The organism is Streptomyces sp. NPDC051217 (assembly GCF_044455465.1).
GTDB lineage: Bacteria > Actinomycetota > Actinomycetes > Streptomycetales > Streptomycetaceae > Streptomyces.
The window spans coordinates 207,270-230,517 of the sequence record NZ_JBITEV010000012.1; the positions used below are offsets into that span (position 1 = coordinate 207,270).

Annotated in this window: 11 protein-coding genes; 1 reads left to right on the forward strand and 10 read right to left on the reverse strand. The window is 68.7% G+C overall.

The features are described 5' to 3' along the window. Positions 1–93 precede the first annotated feature (93 nt). The 8 genes from ACIBBB_RS25705 to ACIBBB_RS25740 all read right to left on the reverse strand — a co-directional run bounded on the left by ACIBBB_RS25705 (position 94) and on the right by ACIBBB_RS25740 (position 13,303). Positions 94–1,317, reverse strand: coding sequence for a cytochrome P450 (locus ACIBBB_RS25705; RefSeq protein ID WP_398985855.1), 1,224 nt, complete (start codon positions 1,315–1,317; stop codon positions 94–96). Then, positions 1,314–4,409 carry an amino acid adenylation domain-containing protein gene (locus ACIBBB_RS25710; RefSeq protein WP_398985857.1) on the reverse strand — a complete coding sequence of 1,032 codons (3,096 nt, stop codon included), beginning with the start codon at positions 4,407–4,409 and terminating at the stop codon, positions 1,314–1,316. The genes ACIBBB_RS25705 and ACIBBB_RS25710 overlap by 4 nt, the downstream gene beginning before the upstream one ends. Positions 4,410–4,606: 197 nt before the next feature. Beyond that, a complete protein-coding gene (locus tag ACIBBB_RS25715; RefSeq protein WP_398985941.1) occupies positions 4,607–8,983 on the reverse strand; it encodes an SDR family NAD(P)-dependent oxidoreductase in 4,377 nt (1,458 codons plus the stop codon). 25 nt (positions 8,984–9,008) lie between these two features. Next, positions 9,009–9,404 carry a phosphopantetheine-binding protein gene (locus ACIBBB_RS25720; protein ID WP_398985859.1) on the reverse strand — a complete coding sequence of 132 codons (396 nt, stop codon included), beginning with the start codon at positions 9,402–9,404 and terminating at the stop codon, positions 9,009–9,011. 86 nt (positions 9,405–9,490) lie between these two features. Then, complete coding sequence (locus ACIBBB_RS25725) at positions 9,491–9,664, reverse strand: hypothetical protein (protein ID WP_398985861.1); 174 nt, start codon at positions 9,662–9,664, stop codon at positions 9,491–9,493. 24 nt (positions 9,665–9,688) lie between these two features. Continuing rightward, positions 9,689–10,021 (reverse strand): putative quinol monooxygenase, encoded by a 333-nt coding sequence (locus ACIBBB_RS25730; RefSeq protein ID WP_398985863.1) that lies wholly within the window; start codon positions 10,019–10,021, stop codon positions 9,689–9,691. Between the two features lie 169 nt (positions 10,022–10,190). Then, positions 10,191–10,973 (reverse strand): SDR family NAD(P)-dependent oxidoreductase, encoded by a 783-nt coding sequence (locus ACIBBB_RS25735; protein ID WP_398985865.1) that lies wholly within the window; start codon positions 10,971–10,973, stop codon positions 10,191–10,193. 107 nt (positions 10,974–11,080) lie between these two features. Continuing rightward, on the reverse strand, positions 11,081–13,303 hold the full coding sequence (locus tag ACIBBB_RS25740) for an MMPL family transporter (protein WP_398985943.1): 2,223 nt from the start codon (positions 13,301–13,303) through the stop codon (positions 11,081–11,083). Positions 13,304–13,560: 257 nt separating this feature from the next. On the opposite strand from ACIBBB_RS25740, the gene ACIBBB_RS25745 reads away from it, so the two are divergent. Further along, complete coding sequence (locus tag ACIBBB_RS25745) at positions 13,561–14,289, forward strand: TetR/AcrR family transcriptional regulator (RefSeq protein WP_398985867.1); 729 nt, start codon at positions 13,561–13,563, stop codon at positions 14,287–14,289. Between the two features lie 1,002 nt (positions 14,290–15,291). On the opposite strand, the gene ccrA is transcribed toward ACIBBB_RS25745, so the two are convergent. Further along, positions 15,292–16,608: a crotonyl-CoA carboxylase/reductase gene (gene ccrA / locus ACIBBB_RS25750; RefSeq protein WP_398985868.1), complete on the reverse strand. Its 1,317-nt coding sequence runs from the start codon at positions 16,606–16,608 to the stop codon at positions 15,292–15,294. Between the two features lie 44 nt (positions 16,609–16,652). Next, the gene (locus ACIBBB_RS25755) at positions 16,653–23,219 is read right to left on the reverse strand and encodes a type I polyketide synthase (RefSeq protein WP_398985870.1); all 6,567 of its coding nucleotides are present in this window, start codon (positions 23,217–23,219) and stop codon (positions 16,653–16,655) included. Positions 23,220–23,248: the final 29 nt, after the last annotated feature.

Below are 23,248 nucleotides of genomic sequence, written 5' to 3' on the forward strand. Positions count from 1 at the left end.
CGTGTGCCTTTCGGAGGGAGAGTTGGTGTGTCCGTGTGCCGGGAAGACTCGTCGAGGGCGCCTTCAGCTTTCCTTCCGGCTGAACGAGGACCGCTATCGACGCGCGGTCAGGCGAATGGGCGCGCTTGTGTAGCCCCATATGAGGTTCGAGCGCAATCGCCGCGCGGGCCCGGCCGGCTCGATCGCGGCGACCCGGCGAGCGATCTCGCCGAACAGGACGGTCAGCTGGAGGGCGGCCAAGGCACTGCCCAAGCAGTGGTGCGTCCCGTTGCCGAACGCCAGGTGGCGGTTCGGTGATCGGCCCAGATCGAAGCGATCCGGCTCCTCGAACACCTCGTCGTCCCGGTTGGCGGCCGCGTTGAACACCACGATGCGATGGCCCGCCCGGATCTGCTGACCGGCGAGGTTGGTGCCGACGGTGGCCGTCCGCATGACGTGCAGGGCGGGGCTGGTCCAACGGAGTATCTCCCCGACGGCAGTCCGCAGGATCCCGGGGTCGTCCGCCAAGCGGCGTAGCTGGTCCGGGTGATTGGCTAGCGCCAGCACGCCGCCGGCGGCAGCGTGCCGCGCCGTTTCGTTGCCGCCCGAGATCAGGCCGTCACAGTTGAGAAAGATCTCCTCGTCGGTCAGCGGCTCGCCGTTCACCCGCGCCTCGACCATTGCCGTGACCAGGTCGTCGCCGGGCGCCCGTCTCCGGTAAGCGACCAGGTCGCCGTAATAGTCCATGAGGTCCGCGTGCGCGGCCGCCGCGGAGTACGGGTCGGCGGTGCCCTCGGAGCCGAAGGCCAGACCTGTCTGGGCGAGCATGAATTCCCGGTCCTTCTCGGGAACGCCGAGTAGGTCGCAGATGACCGACACTGGCAACCGCGCCGCCGTTTCGGCGAAGTCCACCGTCCCGGCGTCGATGGCCGCGTCCAAGTCAGCAGCCACGATGTCGCGCACGCTGGCTTCCAGCCGGGCCACGGTACGCGGCGTGAAGGCACTGCCGAGCACGACGCGTATCTGGTGGTGGCGCGGGGGATCCGTGACGATCAACATGCGACCGGCCGCCGCATCGTTGGCTGCTTGATCGAGGTCGAGCCGCATGCCGCGCTCTGAGGTGAAGAGCGCAGGATCCTGGTAGACCGCCAGCGCATCGCGATGGGTCAGCACCGCCCAGAATCCGGTACCGTCAGACCGTTCGTTCCAGTAGGGCCGCCGCTCAGCGCGCAGAAGCCGCCAGGCAGCGACCGGGTCTCCGTGGGAGTACAGGTCCGGATCTCCCAGATCCATCGGCCCCGCGACTTCCGAGGACGACGGGACGGTGGCCGGCGTCAAGACGGCTCCCCCGCGGCGCTGCGCACGGCGTCGACGAAGTCCGCCAACACCGGGTGCTCGAAGAGGAGCCGGACCGGAAGGCGCACGCCGAGGCTCTCGCGGAGCATGGTGATCACGCGGGTCGCGGCCAGCGAATGACCGCCGATGGTGAAGAAGTTTTCCGATGCCCTGATACCAGAACGACTCAGGATTTCGCCCCACACCTGCGCCACCTCGGTGGCAAGTGGGGAGGTCGTGGCGAGGCCGGCCGGTGGGACCAAGGTTCCGGGCAGCGGGAGCGCGCCGCGGTCCAGCTTGCCGCTCATGTTGTACGGCAGTTCCGGCAGCACGATCACGGCTGACGGGACACAATGGCCCGGCAGCCCGGCTCGGCAGTAGTCCAGCACATCTCCCTCGGCGAGACGACCGGGAGCGCCCGAGACGACGTACGCCAGCAGCGCGTCCTCGTGGCGCACCACCGCGGCCTGCCGGACGTCCGTATGGCTCGCCAGGAACGCTTCGATCTCGCCGAGTTCGACGCGGAACCCCCGTACCTTCACCTGATGGTCGGACCGGCCGAGGAATTCAATAGTCCCGTCCGGCAGGACTCGGGCTTGGTCGCCGGTGCGGTAGAGGCGCGCTCCGGGAGCATCCGCGTAGGGATCCGGCACGAAGCGTTCCGCGGTCAGTGCCGGCGAGCGCAGGTAGCCACGGCCGACCACCTCTCCGCCGACAAACAGCTCGCCGGTGAAGCCCGGCGGAACCCACTCCAGGTCAGCGGTAAGCACGCGAACGGTAACTCCGGGCACAGGCTGTCCGATTGGCACCCGCTGGTCTTCGATCGGCGTCACGGGATGCCACGTCGACCAGATCGAGGCCTCCGTAGTTCCGTAGAGGTTGAAGAGGCGTCGGCTGGCCGACCAGGCGTCGGCCAGCGAGGGCGGGCACACCTCGCCGGCCAGTGCCAGCGTGCCGAGGTCGGGCAGTGGACGATCCAGAGAAATCGCCGCCAGAGTCGACGGGGTCAACGTGGCGTACGTGATGCGCTGCTTTCCGAGGTAGTCGGCAAGGTCGGCGACAGGCACCGCGTCCGGCCCCGGGCAGTGCAGCGCCGCACCGGATCCGAATGCTTGGAGCATGTCGAACACCGAAGCGTCGAAGTTGGGCGAAGCGTACTGGAGCACCCGGTCACCCGGGCCGAGCCCGAACGTCCGGCGTTGCGCGGCGACCACGACGCCGAGACCGCGGTGCTCAACGGCCACGGCCTTCGGGCGGCCGGTGGATCCAGAGGTGTAGATCAGGTACGCGAGAGTGTCGGACATCACGGCCGGACGTTCGTGAAAGGTCAGGCGGTCGGTGTGGGCATCGAGGTCGGCCACTTCCACCACTGGCACGCCGGCGAACCGGCACGCGATGTCGGCCGTGATGACCAGGCCGGGCATTGCGTCCTCGATCAGGTAAGCGAGATGCTGGTGTGGAAACTGGGGATCGAGCGGCACATACGCGGCCCCGGCCTTCCACACAGCCAAGATCGCCGTGACGGTGTCGGCGCCCCGGGGCATCGACAGACCGACAATCGACTCGGGCCCGATGCCCCGGCGGCGCAATGCTGCCGCCCAACAGTCGGCCCGCTGGTCCAGCTGCGCGTACGAGTGTGTGCCATGGTCACCGACCAGCGCGACCGCGTGTGGCGTTCGCGCGGCCTGGGTCTTGAAGAGCTCCGCAGCGTGCCAATCACCATCGACGCTGGAGGCAGTGCCTGCAACAGCGCTGAGCCACTCACGCTGGCGAGGCGCTACGGTCGGTAACTGGGTGATCGGGCGATCCGGACTACCTACCCCCGCCCGCAGCAGCAGTTCGAACTGGTCTTGGAGGGCACGGATGACGTCCGCGGGCAGCATCCGCTCGTCATGGTTCCAGACGCCGACATATCCTCCGTCTTCGTTGAGCACGGTGAGAACCAGGTCAGCGTCAGCCGGCGGCCTCTGCAAGGAGAGCTGCTCGATCCGAACGGTCGGCAGCGTCCTGGTCGGCCGTTCTACGTCGGCGAGTTGGAACATGACGTCGCAGAACGGCTGTCGTCCCGGCAGCCGCACCGGGTTCAGCTCAGCGACCACACGCTCGTACGGGACGTCCTGGTTGCCGTACGCCTGCAGGATCGTCTCGCGTATCCGACGGTGAGTCTCGGTGAACGACGGCATGCCGGACAGATCCGCGCGCAACGCGACCGTGTTCACGAAGAACCCGACAAGTAGCTCGGTCTCCGGCTGCGTCCGGCCGTGGAGTAGCGAACCGATGACAATGTCGCGTCGCCCTGTGAGTCGGTGCAGAAGAACCGCGTACCCGGACAGCAACACCATGAAGAGTGACGAGCCCTGCTGACGGGCGAACCTTTCGAGGGAGTCGATGAGGTCGAGCGGCAACCGTCGGCGGCTGGTTCCCGGGACGTGGCCCCGCTCGTCGCCCACCGTGCTCAGGTCCAGCTGTTCGCACTCCGCCAGCTGCCCGCGCCAATATTCGACTTGCGCGTCCGCCTCCGAACCGGCCAGCCACTCGCGCTGCCACGCAGCGTAGTCCGCGTACTGGATGGGGAGTTCCGGCCAGTCAGGTTCTCCGCCATCGCAGCGTGCGCGATACGCTTCGCAGAGATCGTCATGGAGTACCTGCAGCGACCATCCGTCGGCGATTATGTGGTCCAGGGTGACTAGCAGAACGTGATGTTCAGCGGTGAATCGGATAAGACGCCACCGGCTTCCCGGGCTTCGGGAAACGTCGAAGGGCTTTGCCAGTTCGTCACGGGCGATCTCGGCGAGGCGGTCAGTGGCATCGCCGTCGACCGCATCGACCACGACGAGATCCACGGCGATTGCGGGCGCAATCCGCTGATGTCGTTCGCCGTCGTAAACCAGGGTCGTGCGCAGGAGCTCGTGCCGGGCGACGACATCGTTGACTGCCTGTCGCAGTGCCGTCACGTCCAGGGTGCCGTGGAACCGCAGCCCTGTCTGGATGTTGTACCGCGCGGCGTTACCGGCCAACTCCTCCAGCACCCACATGCGGTCCTGGGCCGGTGAGGTCGGCGCGGTGAAGGACCCGTCCATTGCTGATGTGGTCATGAGGTGTGGACCTCCCTGGTCGCGGATCCGGCACGGGTACTTGGAAACGGTCTGCGATGCCTGTCTTGACACGCGGGGTAAGGGCGGCAGACGCGTCGGGGCAAAGACCTCGGGGGTCTCCGGGGCGGGATGGCCCGGATCTCGTCGGCAAGTTGTTCTGATAATTCCCGGCCACTCGCCGCCGGGTCGGGAAAGGATCAAGCATCGGCGGCGACTTCCGGAGTGAGTCGGGTGATCGCCGCTGCCATTCCCGCCACCGTTGGATTCTCGTACAGTTCCTGAATCGGAATCCGCACGGTGAGACGGTCAGCGACCATGGCGAGCAGCCGGATCGCGTGCAGGGAGTTGCCGCCAAGATCGAAGAAAGTTTCGTCCCGGCCCACCTCCCGGCGGCCTAGGGCATCGGACCAGATGGCGCAAACCCGCCGCTCCAACTCGCCGACGGGTGGCGTGACTGCCAGCCGGTGTACCGCCGGGTCGGCGCCCATCGCGGTGGAGATCCCCACCACCTCGGCGACGTCCAGCCGGTCCGGCACCAGGTCCTCGACGATCGCCGGATTCGCCGCGTCGAGCCCGATGACGAGATAGTGGTCGGGCAGCCCGAAGACCTCCAGGAACAACCGGAGGCCGTCGGTGGGGTCGATGGATCGGAATCCGCGACGCCGGGCGGGGCCGACTGGCTGCCCCCGGTTCATCCCAATGCCGGTCCACATGCTCCACGCCAGACACCGCACCTCACGGCCCCGCTCGTACCGCCAATGGTCGGCGAAACCGACGAGGAAACTGTTGGCCGCCGAATACGCTCCGAACGAATGGCCGCCGAACTCACCGTTGACCGAGCCGAACAGCACCAGCGACGCCTCGGGACGCGTTTCGAGCACCTCTGCCAGGCTCAGCGTGCCAGCGACCTTGGGGTGATACTGCTCGACGAACGCCGACGCCGACTCCTGGGCCAGAGTGTGCCGTTCCAGGTCCGCCCACTGGCCCGTGGGGTCTGCGCTCGCCAGGTGGAAGACGCCGTCGAGTGGGCGCTCCCACCGTCGCTCGGCTGAGGCTACCGCGGCATCTACCGCGGCCGTGTCGCCGACATCGAGCTGGTGGTACTGGACGTCGCCGAGCGTCGTCAGCTCGACGAGCCGGTCCGCGTCTGGGTGCGAACGCCCGATTACCACGGCCCGGATGCCGAACACGGCCAGGAGATAGCTCAGCAGATCGTGTCCTATTCCGCCGAGGCCACCGGTTACCAGGTAGAGCCCGCCCTCGGTCACGGGCGGCTTGGCGGAAGACTCAGCCTCGTGCACCGGCACGAGCTTTGGCCGCCATCGCCGGCCCTGCCGCACCGCCACGATCCCGGCGTATTCGCGGTCGGCCAACTCGCCTCGTAGCGCAGGAGCCCACGCGCGGGGGTCGGCGGGCAGATCGAGCTGCCGGACGACGACCGAGGCTGTCTCGGCCCTTGCGGTGCGCACGAGGCCCGGCACGCCACAGGAGCCGAGGTCGACCCGGTCGCCAACGGCAGCGTGCACCGCTCCCGCCGTGACAACCAGGACGAGCGGGTTGCCGAACTCGCCGTCGGCCAGGCATCCGGTTATCGCGGCCAGCTCGGCTGTGACGATGGCGAACCGCGACGGCGGCGCTCCCTCGCCGGCGAGCGGCAGGGCATACACGATGGTGGATAATGGTCCGAGCTCGGCGGTAGCGGCCGTCAGCAGCCGATGCATTTCCTTGCGCTCGTCCGCGCGCACCCGGGAGCGGCTCGCCGCGAGGTGCGGCACCAGCACGTCGAGCCGCGGCAGGTCGGAGTCCTCCGCCAGGACCAGGCAGGGTCCGGCAGGCTCGCTGCCCGGGGTAACTGCCGGCACCTCGGTCCAGTGCCGCCGGAAGATCCACGTGTCGTCCTCGTTCCGGGTCCGCCCGGCGACGACCCGGTCGGCGAAGGCGCCGGCCCGGAACGCCGTCACCAGCGCGCTGCGCTGGATTTTCCCGCTCGCGGTCTTCGGGAACTCCGCCTCGGTCACGGGGACGACCAGGTCGGGACCGAGACCGGACTCGCGGACGAGCCGCGCGCGGATCTCGTCGACGATCCGAGCGACGGCGTTGGCTTCCCACCGCTGCGGTACGAAGAAGACCACCATCTGTTCGGAATCGGCGCCCGGTTCCCCGACACCGGCCACCGCGGCGTACGTCACCTGGACACCGTCCGCCTGTTCAACGATCTGTTCGAGCTCGTGCGCTGGGTAGTTGATGCCGCGCACGATGATCTGGTCCTTGCGTCGGCCAGCGATGATCACTTCGCCCTCGTAGACGAATGCCAGATCCCCCGTGCGGAACCAGCCGTCGGCGAACGACTCGAGGTTGGCCTCGGCGTTGGCGAAGTAGCCGCGCATCATCGTGCGTCCACGTATGAGCAGCTCACCAAGCCGGCCCTCGGGCAGCACCACGCCAGTGTCGTCGACCACGCGGATCCGCACGCCCGGGATGGGCTGGCCGACCCGGCACAGCACCATTGCACCGCCGTCGGCCGGATCCACGGTGCGGATGTCGCCGCCCAGTGACGACCGATCGATGGCGACCGTGCCGACAGAGGGGTCCCTGCGGCGCAGCCGGGAGTAGGTCACGCCGGAGCAGGTCTCGGACATGCCCCAAGAGGGCGTCATTGCGTCGGCTGACAACCCGTGCGGCGCGAGCAGTTCCAGGAACCGTTGGCTGGTCGCGAACGCTACCGGTTCACCGCCATTGGTGATCTCGCGCAGGCGGGACAGGTCCCAGCTGCGCTGCGTGCAGATCTCCTCCGCAGACGCGTTCACCATGGCGAACGCGAAGTTCGGCGCCCAGGTGTTCGTCGCGCCGTAGCGGTCCGCCCAGTCGAACCACAGCAGCGGGTCTGCGAGGAAGTGGTCGATCTTCGCGTTGACGTGCAGGCAGCGCAAGAACACGTCACGCACGTTGTACATGGCGACGGTCACGTGGTCGAACGGCATCCAGATGAGGCTCACGTCGTCGGAGGCGAGGCCGCAGTGCCGAGCGACAGCGTATGTCCGGGCCGCGACACTCGCGTTCGTGTGCTGAACGCACTTGGGGAGCCCGGTGCTGCCCGAGGTGAGCAGGTTCAACACCGGCGACTCGCCAGTGGCCGGATACCAGTCGGAGTCGCGTACGTCGGCCCGGAGTTGCGCCACCGTGAGCACACGCGCTCCGGGTTCGTCCCACAGCTTCCGCACCGCCGCCAGCGAACCCGCCGTGGCGGTGTCAGTGAGCAGCGGTGGGCGTCCCAGCAGGATCCACGCACTGTACGTCTTCCGGTTGGCCTCGTTGGGCCTCTCGTACGTCGGAGCTACGGCGACCGGCGTCGGTAGGAAACCGCCCAACACGCAGGCCCAGAATGCGATCAGAAATTCGCGGTTGTCCTGGAACTGGAACAGCGCGGCATCCCCCGGGCGGAGACCCGCCGCGCGAAGGCCAGCGAGCGTGTGCTCGGCCTCGGACAGCAGTTCGGGGTACGTCTGCAGCACGTCGTCGTTACCTTGGGTGATAAAGATTGTTCCCTTATCCGGCGCCAGTTCGGCTGCTGCCCGCAACGCCTCCTGAAGCGTAGTCGGTGCGTCCGGCGGGATGCTCGAATCACCACCGTCAAGCTCGGCCATCGTCGTCACACCGTCCACCGCAGGAGCGGTCGGCTTCAAGGACCTCGACCGCACAGCGGTCCGGATGCGCTCGCGCTCGACGGCGTACGCCTCGGTCACGCCGGGGACGTCTGGGACCGCGGCGACGATATCGTCGAGATTCTTACCGTCAGCTTCTCCCTTCTTACGACGCCGCACCGGCGTTTCGCCGGCGACCAGCGCAATCACCGGGGCCAGCGCATGGAGGAAATAGAAGTGACCGCCCGGGTAGGTGCGGAGCTCGAACGGCCCTGTCGTGCAGTCCCTCCATCCCCGTACGTTCCTCGGCGTCCCGCGCGGGTCGCTCTCGCCGACGAGCGCGGTGATCCCGCAGTCCAGCGGCGCACCGGGGGTCGGCCGGTACTGCTCCCACAGCGCGAAGTCGGCGCGTAGGAGCGGCAGCAGGGAGCTCATCATGTACTCGTCCTCAAGGATCTCCGGGTCGATGCCGCCGAGTGCGGCCACCCCCCGGTGAAACTTGTCGTCCGGAAGCTGGTGGAGCTGCCGGACACCCCGGGCGCCCGGTGCGGGTTGCGCGGAGAGGAAAAGGTGATCCGGCTCCCGATATCCGCGGAGGCGCAACTCCTTCGCCGTCTCGTAAGCCAGCATCGCGCCACAGGAGTGTCCGAAAAACGTCAACGGACCGTCCAGAACTGGCCGTAGTGCCTGAGACAACGTTGCCGTCAGCGGAGGAACCTCGGTGAACGGCTGCTCGGCCACCCGGTTCTGCCGTCCCGGTAGTTGCACCGCGACCAGCTCGACGTCGGGGGGGAGGAGCGGGGCCCAGTCCGCGTAAGCCGCGGCGCCAGCCCCTGCGTGGGGGAAACATACGAGGCGACGCCGGCTTCCCGGCCGCCGTGCACGCCAAAGATACGGGGTTTCGGGAACAAGCTTCGGTACGCCCGGGGTCATCGGACCGGCCGGAACGACGAACAATTCATGACTCGGTCTCCTTGGCCATCCGCCGCAGCCGCGGACGGGCTGCCGAGGCGATGTCGTCCCAGCGGGCCGCCAACTCGGCGACGGTTGCGTATTCGAAGACGGCGCGCATGGGAATCTCCACTCCCATCTCGTTCCGGATCCGTCCGATCAGACGGGTCGCTCGCAGCGAGTTGCCGCCCAACGCGAAGAAGTTCGCCTCCGGCGCGACCTCTGGCACGCCCAGCGCGTCGGCCATGAGGCAGCAGAGACGTTCCTCGCGCTCGGTGCGGGCCATATGGGGCGGCGCGTCCACCGGGTCGGGCAGCAACCGGTGGTCTTCCCGCCCGGGCGGGAAGACCGACAGCCGGTCCAGCTTGCCGTTCGGCGTCAGCGGTATCCGGTCGGGGACCATCAACCCTCCACAGTGAACGTCGGCATCCGGAAGGGCACCGAAGGTGGTTCCGACCACTGGCTAGCTGTATTGACTCGCAGGGTTGTTCACACGGCTGATGGGCGGGTGTCCGCCCAGTGCGGTGTGGCAGCGGTGGTGGTTGCAGGGGAGGCCTGGGCCCGGTGCACCAGCTCATCGATCAGCTGGTTGTCCACGGCCTTCGCCGACACATCCGCTACCGGCTCGACGGCTTCGCGCTCGGTCACGCTCCCACTGGTCATCGATGCATCTTCCATGATCGGGAGTTACACCGAACGATCTGCAGCCCCGGCGTCCAATGTGGTCCAGCCATCCTGTGCGATCTGATCGCTGATGATCTCAGGAGTGCTCGTGAGCAGATCGGGCATCACGGCCATGGCTTTCCCGAAGTGTTCGGAACTTGTGTGCGCCTGGGCCGCTTCGGGGCCTGCGTATCCCTCGATGAGCAGGTACTGGTGCGGATCGGTCAGGCTCTTGAACCACTCGAACAGGATGTTCCCCTCTTCGGCTCGGGTCGCCTCAGCGAAGTCCTTCCGCAGAGCGTCCCAAGCCGTGCTCTGCTCGGGGCGTACGGTGAATTTGATGACGGTGAGCAGCATGTAGATCCTCCGGTGATGTGGTCCTCTGTAGGCCGTGAGGCGGCGTTCGAGGGGCAAGAGCGCGGCTGCACTTGATTGGCGTGGCGTTGGCTGGCTATACGGCTGCGCTGGCGGGCTGGGTCTGCCCGCAGCCCTCGCGTGCACGCCGTGAAGTGTGCGCTCGTGGTGATCAGCTGGTGTGTGCGTAGAAGTTGGCCTGGCCGTTGGAGGCGGTGAGCCCGCCGTCGACGCAGATGTGGGCGCCGTTCATGTATCCAGCGTCGGCTCCGGCGAGGAAGGCGATGACCGCGGCGACCTCGGCCGGCTCGCCGGCACGGCCCATGGGCACCCGCTCGGCGAACTGGGCGTGCGGGGCACCTCCTTCGGTGAAGGTGTCGTGCAGGAAGGGGTTGGTGAGGATCGCGCCGGGGTGGATGGCATTGACGCGGATCTCGTGGCCGTGGTCGAGGGCCATGGCGTTGGTGAGGTTCCTGATGGCGCCCTTGGTCATGTCATAGACGGCTTGTCCCCAGTCGCCGCCCAGGGCGGCGTTGGACCCGACGTTGATGATGCTGCCGCGGGTGGCGCGCAGGTACGGCAGGGCGGCTTTGGAGGTGAAGACGGTGCCGTCGATGGCGCCTGTGATCGTGCGGTAGTCCTCGGGGCTGGTCTGCTCGATGGAGCCGATACCCGAGGCGGCAGCGTTGTTGATCAGCACGTCTATGCGGCCGTGCTGGTCGGCGGCGGTATCGAGAGCCGAGGTGATGGCCTGCATGTCGGAGGTGTCCGCGACCATGGGATGCATCCGCGCGGGGTGGGGGCTGTGTTCGGCGGTCTCGTGCAGGGTGGTTTGGGTGCGGCCGATGAGGATAACGGTGTAGCCGTCGGTGGCGAAGCGGTGCGCGGTGGCGGCTCCGATGCCGCTGCCAGCGCCGGTGATGACGGCCACACGTCCGGAGTTGGGCTGGTTCACCAAGTTCTCCCTTCTCTTCGCCAGGGGCTGCGAGGGCGCGTGCTGTGTGGCCAGGCCGCTCCTTCCCGCTGCCGCTGTGCGCAGCGGGAAGGGGCGGCCGCGGCCGGTCAGGTGTGGGTCGCGTACGGGGATCGGGGCGCCGGGTCTGCGGGCACGGTGGGGTCGGTTTCGCTGAGGCCGTATCGCTGGTGGAAGGTGCGCAGCGGGCCGGGGGCGTACCAGGCGATGCGGCCCAGTACGCGCATGGAGGCGGGTACGAGGACGCCGCGTACGGCGATGGCGTCGATGAGGATGGCCAGTCCGCTGCCGAGGCCGAACATCTGCATGAAGCTGAGTTGGGCGGTGCCGAAGGCGAGGAAGCTGACGGCGAGCAGGCAGGCTGCGGCGCTGACGATGCGTCCGGTGTGGCCGAGGCCGTGGGTGACGGCGTTGTGGTTGTCCTCGCCGGCGTCGTGGAGTTCCTTGATGCGGCTGGTGACGAAGACTTCGTAGTCCATGGACAGGCCGAAGGCGATGCAGAACATCAGCACGGTCATGGCCATTTCCATCGGCTGTGGGGTGAAGCCGAGCAGCCCGGACAGGTTGCCGTCCTGGAAGATCCAGGTCATAACGCCGAGGGTCGCTCCCAGGCTGACCAGGTTCAGCAGCAGGGCGCGCAGCGGCTGGACGATGCTGCCGGTGAACAGGAACAGCAGCACGAACGTGGCGAGCACCACCAGCAGCACGGCGAGTGGCAGCAGGTCGCCGATGGACTCCTTGGAATCCACCAGTTCGGCGTCCACACCCCCCACCAGCGGTGTGGTGTTGGCGGGTGGCTCAAGGGCGCGCACCGTGGCGACCAGATCCTGAGCGGCGTCGGACTTCGGCGTGAGATCGCTGACGACACTGATGCGCTGCGCATCGTCGACGGCAAGGGCAGGGTTGCCCGGGAGACCGGTGGCCAGCTGTCCGTCGGTGAAGGCCCTCTCGGCGGTTTCGACCCGTGCCACGCCGCTCAGTTCGGACAGTTGCCCCGCATACGCGGTCAAGGGTTCCTGGCCGACGCTCTGGTCGATGACGATGTGCAGGGCACTGTCGTCGGCGCCGTTGAAGTTGTCCTGCAGGGAGGTGGCCACCTGTCGGCTTTGCGCTTCGATGGGCAGTACCCGCTCGTCGGGCGTGCCGAAGGTGATGTTCAGCAGCGGGGCCGCAGCGATCAGGAGCACCGCGAGGACGGGCAGTGCGGTCAGGGCCGGTCGGCGCATGACCTTTGTCGCCAGCCTGCCCCAGAATGGCGCCCGGCTGGTCGTGCGGGGGCGCTTCGCCCAGGGCAGGCGTCCGGCGTTGACGCGGTGGCCGAGCACGACGAACAGGGCCGGCAGGACGAGCAGGGTGCTCACCGCTGCGATCGCGACGACGCCGACACCTGCGTAGCCGAAGGAGCGCAGGAAGTACTGCGGGAACACCAGCAAAGTGGCCAGGGCTGCGGCGACGGTCGCGGCGGAGAAGGCCACCGTGCGGCCCGCGGTGTGCACGGTCCGGCGCACCGCGTCCTCCACGCTCGCACCCTCGGTGAGCTGTTCGCGGAAGCGGCTGACCATCAGCAGGGCGTAGTCGATGGCCAAACCCAGCCCAAGGGCGGTGGTGAGGTTGGTGGCGGTGTTGGACACGTCGGTGAGGCTGCCAAGCAGGGAGAGCTGCGCGAACGAGCCGGCGATGGCGAGCAGCGCGATGGCCAGCGGCAGCAGGGCCGCAACCACGCCACCGAAGACGAACAGCAACAGAATCAGGGTGAGGGGGATGGCGATGGCCTCGGCCAGGACAAGGTCGTCGACGACCTGCTCGCCCAGATCACTACCGACCGCGGCCCCTCCCCCGGCCTGCACCTGCAGGCCGCCCTCCTTGGAGCCGGTGTAGTTGTCGATGACGCTCTTGGCGTTCTTCGCCAACTGCGTTTCGTCACCCTGGACATGGGCCAGCACCAACGCTTCGCGGCCGTCCTTCGAGCGCAGCGATTCGGCGTTCGTATCCCAGAAGGAGACGACGTTCCTCAGGTGCGGTTCCTGCTTCAAATCCCCGACCAGCGCCCGGCCGGCGCTTTGTGCGCCCCCGGCGTCGATGCGGCCTTCCGCGGCGCGCACCAGCAGGATCAAGTTCGTTTCGCCACCGAACTTCTCATCGATGACCTTCGCGGCCCGGCTCGACGGCGAGGTCGGGTCGTCGAAGCCGCCCCCTTTCAACTTGGTGAACGCCCCACCCCCGAGCAGTCCCAGGCCCACCAGAGCCACCACAGCTAGGACAAGGATCAGCCGGGAGCGGCGAATCGCCAGTTCGGCAAAGCGAGCAAACACGCGAGAACCCCTTTGTACAACGCAGACAGGCGCCGACACATCGACAGCAACAGAAACGGACAGAGAGCACAAAACCGACTCTCCGGGCGCAGGCGTAAGCATCGAAGAGAGACGGCAGCCGCCGACAGGGCCCCCTCGACCACCGCCTTGCACTTACGACGCTAGGGGCAGCACTCAGAATTTGGCAGTGTTAGATTTTTCAGACAGCTTGCGGCGTTCTTCTGTGAGGCTAAGTCCGGTCGTCGTACGGTTGGTTCATGTCCATTCAGATGGCTGTCGCGGCTCTGCCCACCCTGCGTGAACGGCGCAGAGCCGCCGCCACCCGGGAAATCGTCGAAACTGCGGAGCGCCACATCACCGCGCACGGGCCGCACGCCCTGTCACTGCGCGCCGTAGCCCGCACCCTGCAGATGACCGTGCAGGCCCTCTATCACTACTTCCCGAACCGGGACGCCCTGGTCACCGCCCTCATCACCAAGGCATACGACGACCTCGCCGAGGCCGTACAAGAAGCCGTCGACACCGCGCCGCACGAGGCGGACCCGCCGCGGCTGGTGGTGGCCGCGGAGGGATACCGCCGGTGGGCCATCGCCCATCCCGAACGCTTCCAACTGCTCTACGGGGCCCCGCTGTGGCACTACAAGGCCCCCGTCGACGGACCGACCACCCAGGCCATGCAGCGCATGAGCGCGGTCTTCCAGCAAGAAATGTTCGCCGGCTTCACCACAGACCAACTCGCCGCGATCGACGCCCCTGCCCTCGCCCCCAGCGTCCGCGCACTCCTGGACCATTCAGCGGGCGAACCTGGTCACCTGCCGGCCCCGGCGACCGCTCTCATGCTCAGCGCCTGGGGGCACATGCACGGCCTCGTCGTCCTGGAGGTCTTCGGCCACACCCCGTTCCTCGCCGGGCATCAGGACGACTTCTTCCGCACCTCGATGCGCCACATGCTCCAAGACATCCACCGACGCGTCCCCTCCCCCTGACACAGACAGTCCTCGTGCGAGAACCCCACAGGTTGCAGTGCTTCGTCAGCCCGGTACCCCCCGGTTCTGCCACGGAGGGATGAAGTTGGTCAGTGCTCGTGGTCGCGGTGCTCGCGAACCGGACCGGCCGCACCGGGGTCTGCTGACCGATGCCCGCTGATCCAGGCAGGCCCCGACGAATCGACTGGTGATGAACGCCCGTCGCAGCACGCGCGACGGTCCGTGATGCTTACGTCAGCAACCTCGGACAGGTTCAAGAAACTCAAGCCGGTTGCCAAGCTTGTCGAACGTGTAGAAGCGACCGTGCCCAGAGAAGCTGTCATTCCAGGTGACCATCACGCACTCGCCAAGTCACTCTCCAGCGCAGCAACCGAGTATCGCGGGCCCGGCATCATGATCGACGGCGGCCTCACCTGCTCGGGCGCCACCGGAACCGGTGGTCGACCCCCTCGGCCCGGTAGCGGTCTCCGCCGTCCAACCGCACCTCACCCACAAACCGCCGAGCACCGTCCGGCGCCTGACGGAATGGCGCGAGAAGCAATTCCAGTTCGTCGTGGCATCGACCCCTCCGGTCCCCGGATGCTCGACCGTCCCGGCTTCACCAGCCTGGTACCTGACGAAGATCGTCCACTGCTCGCGCTCCATCGCCACTGCAGCCTCGCTCGCGGGCCACACGTGGTACTCGTCGGCCTCGTCTGCGGGGTCATAGTCCCAACCCTCGTAGTGGTGCGGGACATCATCGATGACCGCGAGTCCTTTACGCGGGCCGTCGTCGCTCGGCCACATCGGCAGGTTCCCGAACGGCGCCGAGCCTGGCCCCCGCCGATGGCAGGACCTGATTACTCGTGGGAGGACGAGGGAGGTCAGCGTGGCAGCTCGTAACTCAGAGTCGGCCGTCCGTCATGCAAGTGGCAGCCGTGCGCCGGCTCCGTAGCAGGTGTTTGCGGAGGCGGGGACGGCCGGTCGGGGGCGGTGAGGGCCGTCCCCGACCGGCGGACCGTGCTACTGCCGGTACAGGTTGATCTTGTCCTCGCCGATCCTGGCACGCAGCCCGGGGTCGTCGATCCCCAGGTGCTCGGACGGCGCCGCGCACAGGACGGCCACCTTGCCCACGTTCTGGTTCGTCTGGACAGCGCGTGTCGCTTCGCCCGCGTCGTCCAGGGAGAAGACCTGGGACAGCGTCGGATGGATCATCCCCAGACCGATCAGCCGGTTGGTCTGCGCGGCTTCGTGATAGTTGAAGGCGTGGGACCCGATGATGCGCTTGAGCCTCATCCACAGGTACCGGTTGTCGTACTCGTGCTGGTAGCCCGTCGACGAGCCGCAGGTGACGATGCTGCCGCCGCGTTTGGCCACGTACACAGAGGTGGCGAAGGTCTCGGCGCCCACGAATTCGAAGACGATCTGCGGGTCTTCGCCCACCAACGAGCGAATGGCCTCGCCGAGGATCCTGCCTGCCTTCGGGCTGCGGAAGCCCCCCTCCGGCAAGTTCAGTTCGGAGCGGTTGATCACGTGCTCGCATCCCTGCGCGCGAACCAGTCGCGCCCTTTCCTCCGATCCCACCACCGCGACGGGGATACCGCCGCCGTTCTTGACGAACTGAATGGCGTAGGAGCCCAGGCCGCCGGCGCCTCCCCAGATCAGGACGACGTCGCCCTGCTTCATCGTGGCCCCGTGCGGGCCGACCAGCATCCGGTAGGCGGTCGCCGCGCACAGAGTGCTCGCCGCCGCCTCTTCCCAGGAGAGGTGCGCGGGTTTTTTGATCAACTGGTTGGCCTTGACCAGGCAGAACTCTCCGAGCGAGCCGAAGTTCGTCTCGAAGCCCCAGGCCAGCTGGGTCTCGGTCATCATGGCGTCGTCGTAGGTCGCGTGATCCTCCTCGTCCACGTGGATGGGCGATATGACGACCTTGTCGCCGGGCTTCCAGTTCTTGACGCCCGCCCCGACGCGTACGACCACACCCGAACCGTCCGAACCGAGCTGGTGGTACGGGAGGTCGTGCCGTGCGCCGTGCCAGCCCCGCCTGCCGAACTTCTCCAGGAAGGAGAAGGTCGGGACCGGTTCGAAGATCGCCGACCAGACGGTGTTGAAGTTGATCGCCGCCGACATGACCGCGACGATGCACTCGTCGGGAGCCAGCTCGGGCATGTCCACCTCACCGACATGCAGTGACCTGCGGACATCCTTGTCGACCTCGTCCTCGAAAATTCCGACCTCGTCCTTGAGCAGATGGGCGGCCCGGTAGGTCGACGGCAGGTCGAGTGAGAGCAGTTCCTCCGGCTCGGCACCGGCGACGACAGCTTGAAGCAGATCAGACATTGAGCGGTCCTTTCGACAGGAGGATGTCCGGCGCGACGTGCGCGTCACGAGTTCGGGGGGAGCGGGAAGTACCCCACCCGGGTGAAGAAGTCGACATGCTTTCTGAACAGTTCGCGGCTCGCCGGCGGGCAGGAAACGCCGCTGCCCTCCAGCGCCGACGCCGTCTCGCTGTCGTCGACAGGCGGGTAGAAGGAGTCAGGGTTGTCGGTCATGACCTCGAAGGCGTCGAGCAGCGGCAGGAGCGCGTTGTCCGGAGCGGCGGTCACCAGGTCACGCCAGGTGTTCCAGTCCCGCTCGGGGAGCGGGTATCCGTAGTCCCGCAGTTCCCGGACCATCTCGCCGAAGGCCATACCGCTGCGGTTGCACACGTGGAACGTGCCCCCGGCGGCATCCGGCTTCCGGGACACGTGCAGGATCGCGGCGCTGGTGTATCCCACCGGCATCAGCCTGAAGGTCACCGGGATGTCGCGGGGAACCGCGCCCGCCTGCAGCATGCCTTTCAGACTGAGCCAGACGAAGTCGCGGGTCTGGCAGGCGCCCGTCTCCTCGTCGCCGGCGATGAGGTCGACCCGGTAGAGGGAGACGGGAAGACCGCGGTCCCTGGCGAGACCGATGATCTGCTCGGCCACCCACTTGCTCTGGGTGTAGCCGGTGGGCAGCGTGCTGCCGGGGCCGGTCGGGTCGGTGGTCCGCAGGGGCACCCCGCCGGTGTCCTGGCCGACGTATACGCCGAGGGTGGAGACGAAGTGGACGGGCACCGTGCGGTGCCGGGCCGCGAGGCGGAGGATCTCCTCGGTGCCGCCCACGTTGGCCGCCTTGACGGTGGCGTACGGCCGTACCCAGTTGACGGCGGCTCCGCAGTGGTAGACCGCCTCGGCCGAACGGGACAGAGCGTCGAAGTCCTCGGGGGAGAGGCCGAGGGCCGGCTCGGCGAGATCGCCGACGACGACCCGGAGACGGCCGGGGTCGATGTCGTCCCAGAGGCCGTACCACTCCAGATTGGTACGCAGCCGGGCGAGCGCGTCCGTCCCGTCGCGTCCGCGGACCAGACAGAGCACCCGGGCCCGGGTCGTCCGCATCAGGTCACGCAGGAGGTAGGCACCGAGGAATCCGGTGGCACCGGTGAGCAGTACCTCCCGGGGATCCTCGACCACGCGGAGGACCTCGCCGGCCGGCCGGATGTCGTCGGCCAGGCGTATCTCGGCGGCGAAGTCCACGGACGGCTGGTCGGCCCTCGTGTCCGGCCCCGTCCCGCCGAGCTGGTCGAGAAAGAAGTCGGTGAGCGCGGCCAGGGTGGGATGGTCGAACACCAGGGTCGTCGGCAGTCTCAGTCCGGTCAGGGCGCTGAGGCGGTTGCGGAACTCGACGCCCGTGAGGGAGTCGAAGCCCATGTCGGAGAAGCGCTGGTCGAGATCGACCGTTCCCGGACCGACATGCCCGAGAACGGCCCCTGCCTCGGCACGTACGGTCTCCAGGATCCGGGTGCGCCGCTCCTCCTCCGGCAGAGCCGCCAGGTCGGCGCCGAAGGTGTCCGTGGCCGCGTCGGTGTCGCGTACGGAGGGGCGGGAGACGACCCGCAGCAGTGCGCCCAGCACCGGTGGCGCCAGTTGGGCCTGATCACGCAGGGCCGTGAGGTCCAGGGGCGCCGCGAGCACCGTGGCCGGGCCGGAGGCGAGCGCGGCGTCGAGCATCGAGGGTCCCCGGTCGGACTCGATGGGCGGGTAGCCGGAGCGTGCGATGCGGTCCACGTCCGCGGCGCTCAGATCGCCCGTCATACCGGTCTGTGACCACAACCCCCAGGCCAGCGAGGTCGCGGGTAGTCCCAGGCCCGCCCGGTGTTCGGCGAGACCGTCGAGGAACGTGTTCGCGGCGGCGTAACTGGACTGACCGGCGCCGCCGATGACACCGGCGAGCGAGGAGAACAGCACGAACGCCGACAGGTCGAGGTCGCGGGTCAGCTCGTGCAGATGCCACGACGCGTCGATCTTCGGCCGCAGGACTCTGGCCAGACGCTCAGGGGTGACGGACATGATCAGCCCGTCGTCCAGGACGCCCGCCGCGTGGACCACCGCGGTCAGCGGCCGGTCCGCCGGGATACGGGACAGGAGCCCGGCCAGGTCGGCCCGGTCGGACGCGTCGCAGGCCGCGACGGTGACGCGGGCGCCGAGAGCGGTGAGTTCGGCCGCCAGTCGCCCGGCTCCCGGGGCGTCGGGACCGCGGCGGCTGGTGAGCAGCAGATCGCTCACCCCGTGCTCGGTCACCAGATGACGGGCGAACAGCGCGCCGAGCGTGCCGGTACCGCCGGTGATCAGCACGGTGCCGTCCGGCGCCCAGCGGCCCGACGGTGCTGTCGGGGTGTCGGCGGGCAGCCTCCGCAGACGCGGCAGCAGTACCCGGCCGGCCCGGATCGCGGCCTGGGGCTCGCCGGAGCGCACCACGGCGGAGAGCGCCGCCGAGGTGGCGGGGGCGGCGGGAGCCCCGTGGTCGCCGAGGTCGTTGACGTCATTGACGTCATTGACGTCGTCGAGGTCGATCAGCACGAAGCGGCCGGGGTTCTCGGACTGTGCCGAGCGGATCTGTCCCCACACCGCCGTCGCGGCCGGATTCGTCACCGCCCCGGATCCGGCGGCCACCGCACCGCGTGTGACCAGGACCAGAGGGATACCGGCGAGTCGTTCGTCGGCCAGCCAGTCCTGGACCAGGGCCAGCACCCGGTGTGTGTGCCGGTACGCGGCGGCCACGGGATCGGTGGCGGTAGCCCCGTCCCCGTCGGCGGGGACCGCCGGGACACCGATGTCGCAGCGGACCGCGTCCACAGGGCTGCCCGCCTCGACGGCCTTGGCCAGTTCACCGGTGTCGCTGTAGTCCCCGGCGCCGATGGCCGCCCAGCGAACGGGCTCGACGGGCTCGGAGGCGGCGATCGGCGTCCAGTCGGTGCGGAACAGCGCGTCATGGTCCCTTCTGCGGGCGCTGTCCAGTTCGCCGGCCGTGAAGGGAACGAGGACCAGGGAGCTGATCGTCGCGACCGGTTGTCCGGTCCGGTCCGCCAGAAGGACGGCCAGCGCGCCGTCCTCCCCAGGGGTGAGTCGTACCCGTAACGCCGTCGCGCCCGTGGCGTACAACTGGACACCGCTCCACCGGGCCGCGAGCCGGACACCGGACCCCGCTCCAACGCCGGCGCCAGTGAGGAGCGCCGCCTGCACCACTCCTTCGAGCAGGGCCGGGTGCAGTCCGAACCGGGCCCCGTCCGCCACGGTCTGCTCGTCCAGCGACACCTCGGCGAACACCTCCGGCCCCGACGCCGATCTCCACAGGCCGGTGAGTGACCGCAGCCGCGGCCCGTACCCGAGACCCGCTTCGTTGAGCCGCTCGTAGGCGCCGTCCAGTGTCACGTCCCCGGCGTCCGCCGGCGGCCACTGGCCGAGCGGAGCGACGGCGGCCGGTCCACGCAGGCTGAGTCGCCCCTCGGCGTGCCTGGTCCACTCCATGTCCCCGTCCTCGGGCCGGGCGTACACGGCGACCGTGCGTCCCCGCTCCTCCGGCGGCCCCACCCTCACCTGTGTCTGCACCCCGCCCTGCGAGGGCAGTACCAGCGGTGTCAGCAGATCCAGCTCGTCGACGGCGGTGCAGCCGACCTCGTCACCGGCTCGTATCGCCAGTTCGACCAGCGCCGACGGCGGCAGTACGACGGTGCCCGACACCTCGTGGTCGGCGAGCCACGGGTGGCCGCCGAGAGACACACGGCTGCTGAACAGCGTCTCGTCGGTCCCCGCCACGGCCACCGCGGCGCCCAGCAGCGGGTGTTGTGTCGAGGCCATCCCCAGTCCGGCGGCGTCCAGCGCGCGGGTGCCGGTGGAGTACCAGAAACGCTCGTGCTGGAAGGCGTACGTCGGCAACGGGACCTGCCGCGCCCCTGAACCGGCGAAGGCGCCCACCCAGTCGATCCGGACGCCGCGCACCTGGAGCTCGGCGAGCGAGGTGAGGAAGCGGTCCATGCCCCCCTCGTCCCGGCGGACGGTGCCGGTGACGACGACGCCGTCGCCCAGGTTCTCCTGGAGCGACGAGATCAGCACCGGGTGGGCGCTGACCTCCGTGAAGACCCCGTAGCCCTGTTCGGCCAGGGCCCGGACGGAGCCCGCGAACTCCACCGGCTGCCGCATGTTGGCGTACCAGTACGCCGCGTCCAGACGGGTGGTGTCCAGCCAGTCACCGGTCACCGTGGAGAAGAACGGGACAGAACCCGCCAGGGGCCGCACCGGGGCCATGGCCGCCAGCAGCTCCTCCCGGACGGGCTCGATCTGGGCGGAGTGGGACGCGAAGTCTGCGGGGAGCTGTTTGGTCCGGGTGCCGTCGGCGGCACACTCCGCGAGAAACTCCCCCAGGGCCTCCCGGTCGCCGCTGACGAGCACCGAACTGGGGCCGTTCTCCACGGCGACCGACAGACGGCCGTCCCAGGTACGCAGCCGCCGTTCCACCTCTTCACGGGACAGCGCGACCGCGCCCATGCCTCCCGCGCCCTGGAGCGAGAGAGCGATCCGGCTGCGCAGGGCCACCACACGCGCGGCGTCGCCGAGGCTCAGCCCGCCCGCGACACAGGCCGCGGCGATCTCGCCCTGGGAGTGTCCGACGACGGCCGCGGGTTCGTGTCCGTAGGAGCGCCACAGCGCCGCCAGAGAGATGTGGACGGCGAACAGCACCGGCTGTATGACGTCCAGTCGTTCCAGCGAGGGCGCTCCCTCGGCGCCGCGCAGCACGTCTTCGAGTGACCAGTCCACGAACGGTTCGAGAGCCTGGGCGCACTCGGCGATCCGTCCGGCGAACACCTCCGACGTGTCGAGCAGAGAAGTCGCCATACCGGCCCATTGGCTGCCCTGTCCGGGAAAGACGAAGACGGTCCTGCCGGTCTCACCCGCGACGCCTCGGACGACCGTACTCGCGGACTCGTCGGCGGCCAGCGCGTCCAGGCCGGAGAGAGCCTCCTCCCTGCCGCGGGCGACGATCACGGCGCGGTGCTCCAGGGCGGCGCGCGTGGTGGCCAGGGAGTAGGGCAGATCCAGCGGGCGGTGGTCCTCCTCCGTAGTCTTTTCCCGCAGGTACGACGCGAGGCGTGCCGCTTGCGCGCGCAGTGCCCGCGGGGATCTGGCCGACACCGGCCACGGCAGGGCGGCCGTCGGCAGGGCGGAAGTTCGGTGGACGGCCGGTGCGCCCGTCTCCGCCGGTTCCGCCGGTTCCTGCGGCGGGGCCTGTTCCAGGATGACGTGGGCGTTGGTGCCGCTCGCGCCGAAGGCGGACACCGCCCCGCGCCGGGGCGCTCCGGTCTCTGGCCACGGCCGCGTCTCGGTGAGCAGTTCGACCTCACCCGCCGACCAGTCCACGAACGGGGTGGGCTCGTCGATGTTCAGCGTCCTGGGAAGGATGCCGTGCCGGATGGCCTGCACCATCTTCACGAGACCGCCGACGCCCGAGGCCGCCTGGGCGTGTCCGATGTTGGACTTCAGCGAGCCGACGAGGAGCGGCCGGCCCTCCGGCCGTGCCTGACCGTAGGTGGCGAGCAGGGCCTGGGCCTCGATGGGGTCGCCGAGCCGGGTGCCGGTGCCGTGGGCCTCGATGGCGTCGACCTCGCCCGGAGTCAGCTCGGCGGCGGCGAGCGCCTGGCGGATGACCCGCTCCTGCGACGGCCCGTTCGGTGCCGTCAGTCCGTTGGACGCGCCGTCCTGGTTGACGGAGCTGCCGCGCACGACCGCCAGCACCCGGTGGCCGTGCCGGCGCGCGTCGGAGAGCTTCTCCAGTACGAGCAGACCGACGCCCTCGGACCAGCCGATGCCGTCGGCCGCGGCGGCGAACGGCTTGCAGCGGCCGTTCTCGGAGAGTGCCCCCTGTTTGCTGGCGTCGACGTATCCCCAGGGGTGCGCGGAGATGTACGAGGCACCCGCGAGCGCGAGTGCGGACTCCCCCGACCGCACCGACTGGGCCGCCAGGTGCAGGGCCACCAGCGACGAGGAGCAGGCTGTGTCGATGGACACCGCGGGACCTTCGAGGCCGAGAACGTAGGCGATGCGGCCGGATGCCATGCAGCTGAGTTTGCTGGTCATGCCGTAGCCCTCGAACTCCTCGGGGCTGTCCAGGTCCAGGTAGCTCTGTTCCACCAGGCCGGCGAAGACCCCGGTTCTGCTGCCCTTCAGGGAGAGCGGGTCGATGCCGGCGTGTTCCAGTGCCTCCCAGGCACTCTCCAGAAGCACGCGCTGCTGGGGGTCCATCGCCAGCGCCTCGCGCGGCGAGATGCCGAAGAAGGCCGCGTCGAAACGGGTCGCGGACTTGAGGAATCCGGCCTGACGGATGTACATGCTGCCGGGTTTGGCCGGGTCCGGGTCGTAGAGGGCGTCCACGTCCCAACCGCGGTCCGTGGGGAAGTCGGAGATCTCGTCGCGTTCCCCGACGGCCAGTTGCCACAGCTCGTCGGGGCTCTCCGCGCCGGGGAAACGGCAGGACATGCCGACGATCGCGACGGGTTCCTGCCGGCCCGCCTCCAGTTCGGTGACGCGCCGACGCGTCTTCTCCAGGTCGGCGGTGACCCACTTCAGGTAGTCGACCAGCTTCTCTTCCTTGGACATGTGCTCCCCGCTCTCCTTCCGGTGGGCCG

Excerpts from the sequence above, each read along its gene's own strand:
- ACIBBB_RS25710 (WP_398985857.1), bottom strand. The coding sequence starts at position 4,409 with ATGACCACATCAGCAATGGACGGGTCCTTCACCGCGCCGACCTCACCG.
- ACIBBB_RS25715 (WP_398985941.1), bottom strand. The coding sequence starts at position 8,983 with ATGACCCCGGGCGTACCGAAGCTTGTTCCCGAAACCCCGTATCTTTGG.
- ACIBBB_RS25720 (WP_398985859.1), bottom strand. The coding sequence starts at position 9,404 with ATGGTCCCCGACCGGATACCGCTGACGCCGAACGGCAAGCTGGACCGG.
- ACIBBB_RS25725 (WP_398985861.1), bottom strand. The coding sequence starts at position 9,664 with ATGACCAGTGGGAGCGTGACCGAGCGCGAAGCCGTCGAGCCGGTAGCG.
- ACIBBB_RS25730 (WP_398985863.1), bottom strand. The coding sequence starts at position 10,021 with ATGCTGCTCACCGTCATCAAATTCACCGTACGCCCCGAGCAGAGCACG.
- ACIBBB_RS25745 (WP_398985867.1), top strand. The coding sequence starts at position 13,561 with ATGTCCATTCAGATGGCTGTCGCGGCTCTGCCCACCCTGCGTGAACGG.
- ccrA (WP_398985868.1), bottom strand. The coding sequence starts at position 16,608 with ATGTCTGATCTGCTTCAAGCTGTCGTCGCCGGTGCCGAGCCGGAGGAA.
- ACIBBB_RS25755 (WP_398985870.1), bottom strand. The coding sequence starts at position 23,219 with ATGTCCAAGGAAGAGAAGCTGGTCGACTACCTGAAGTGGGTCACCGCC.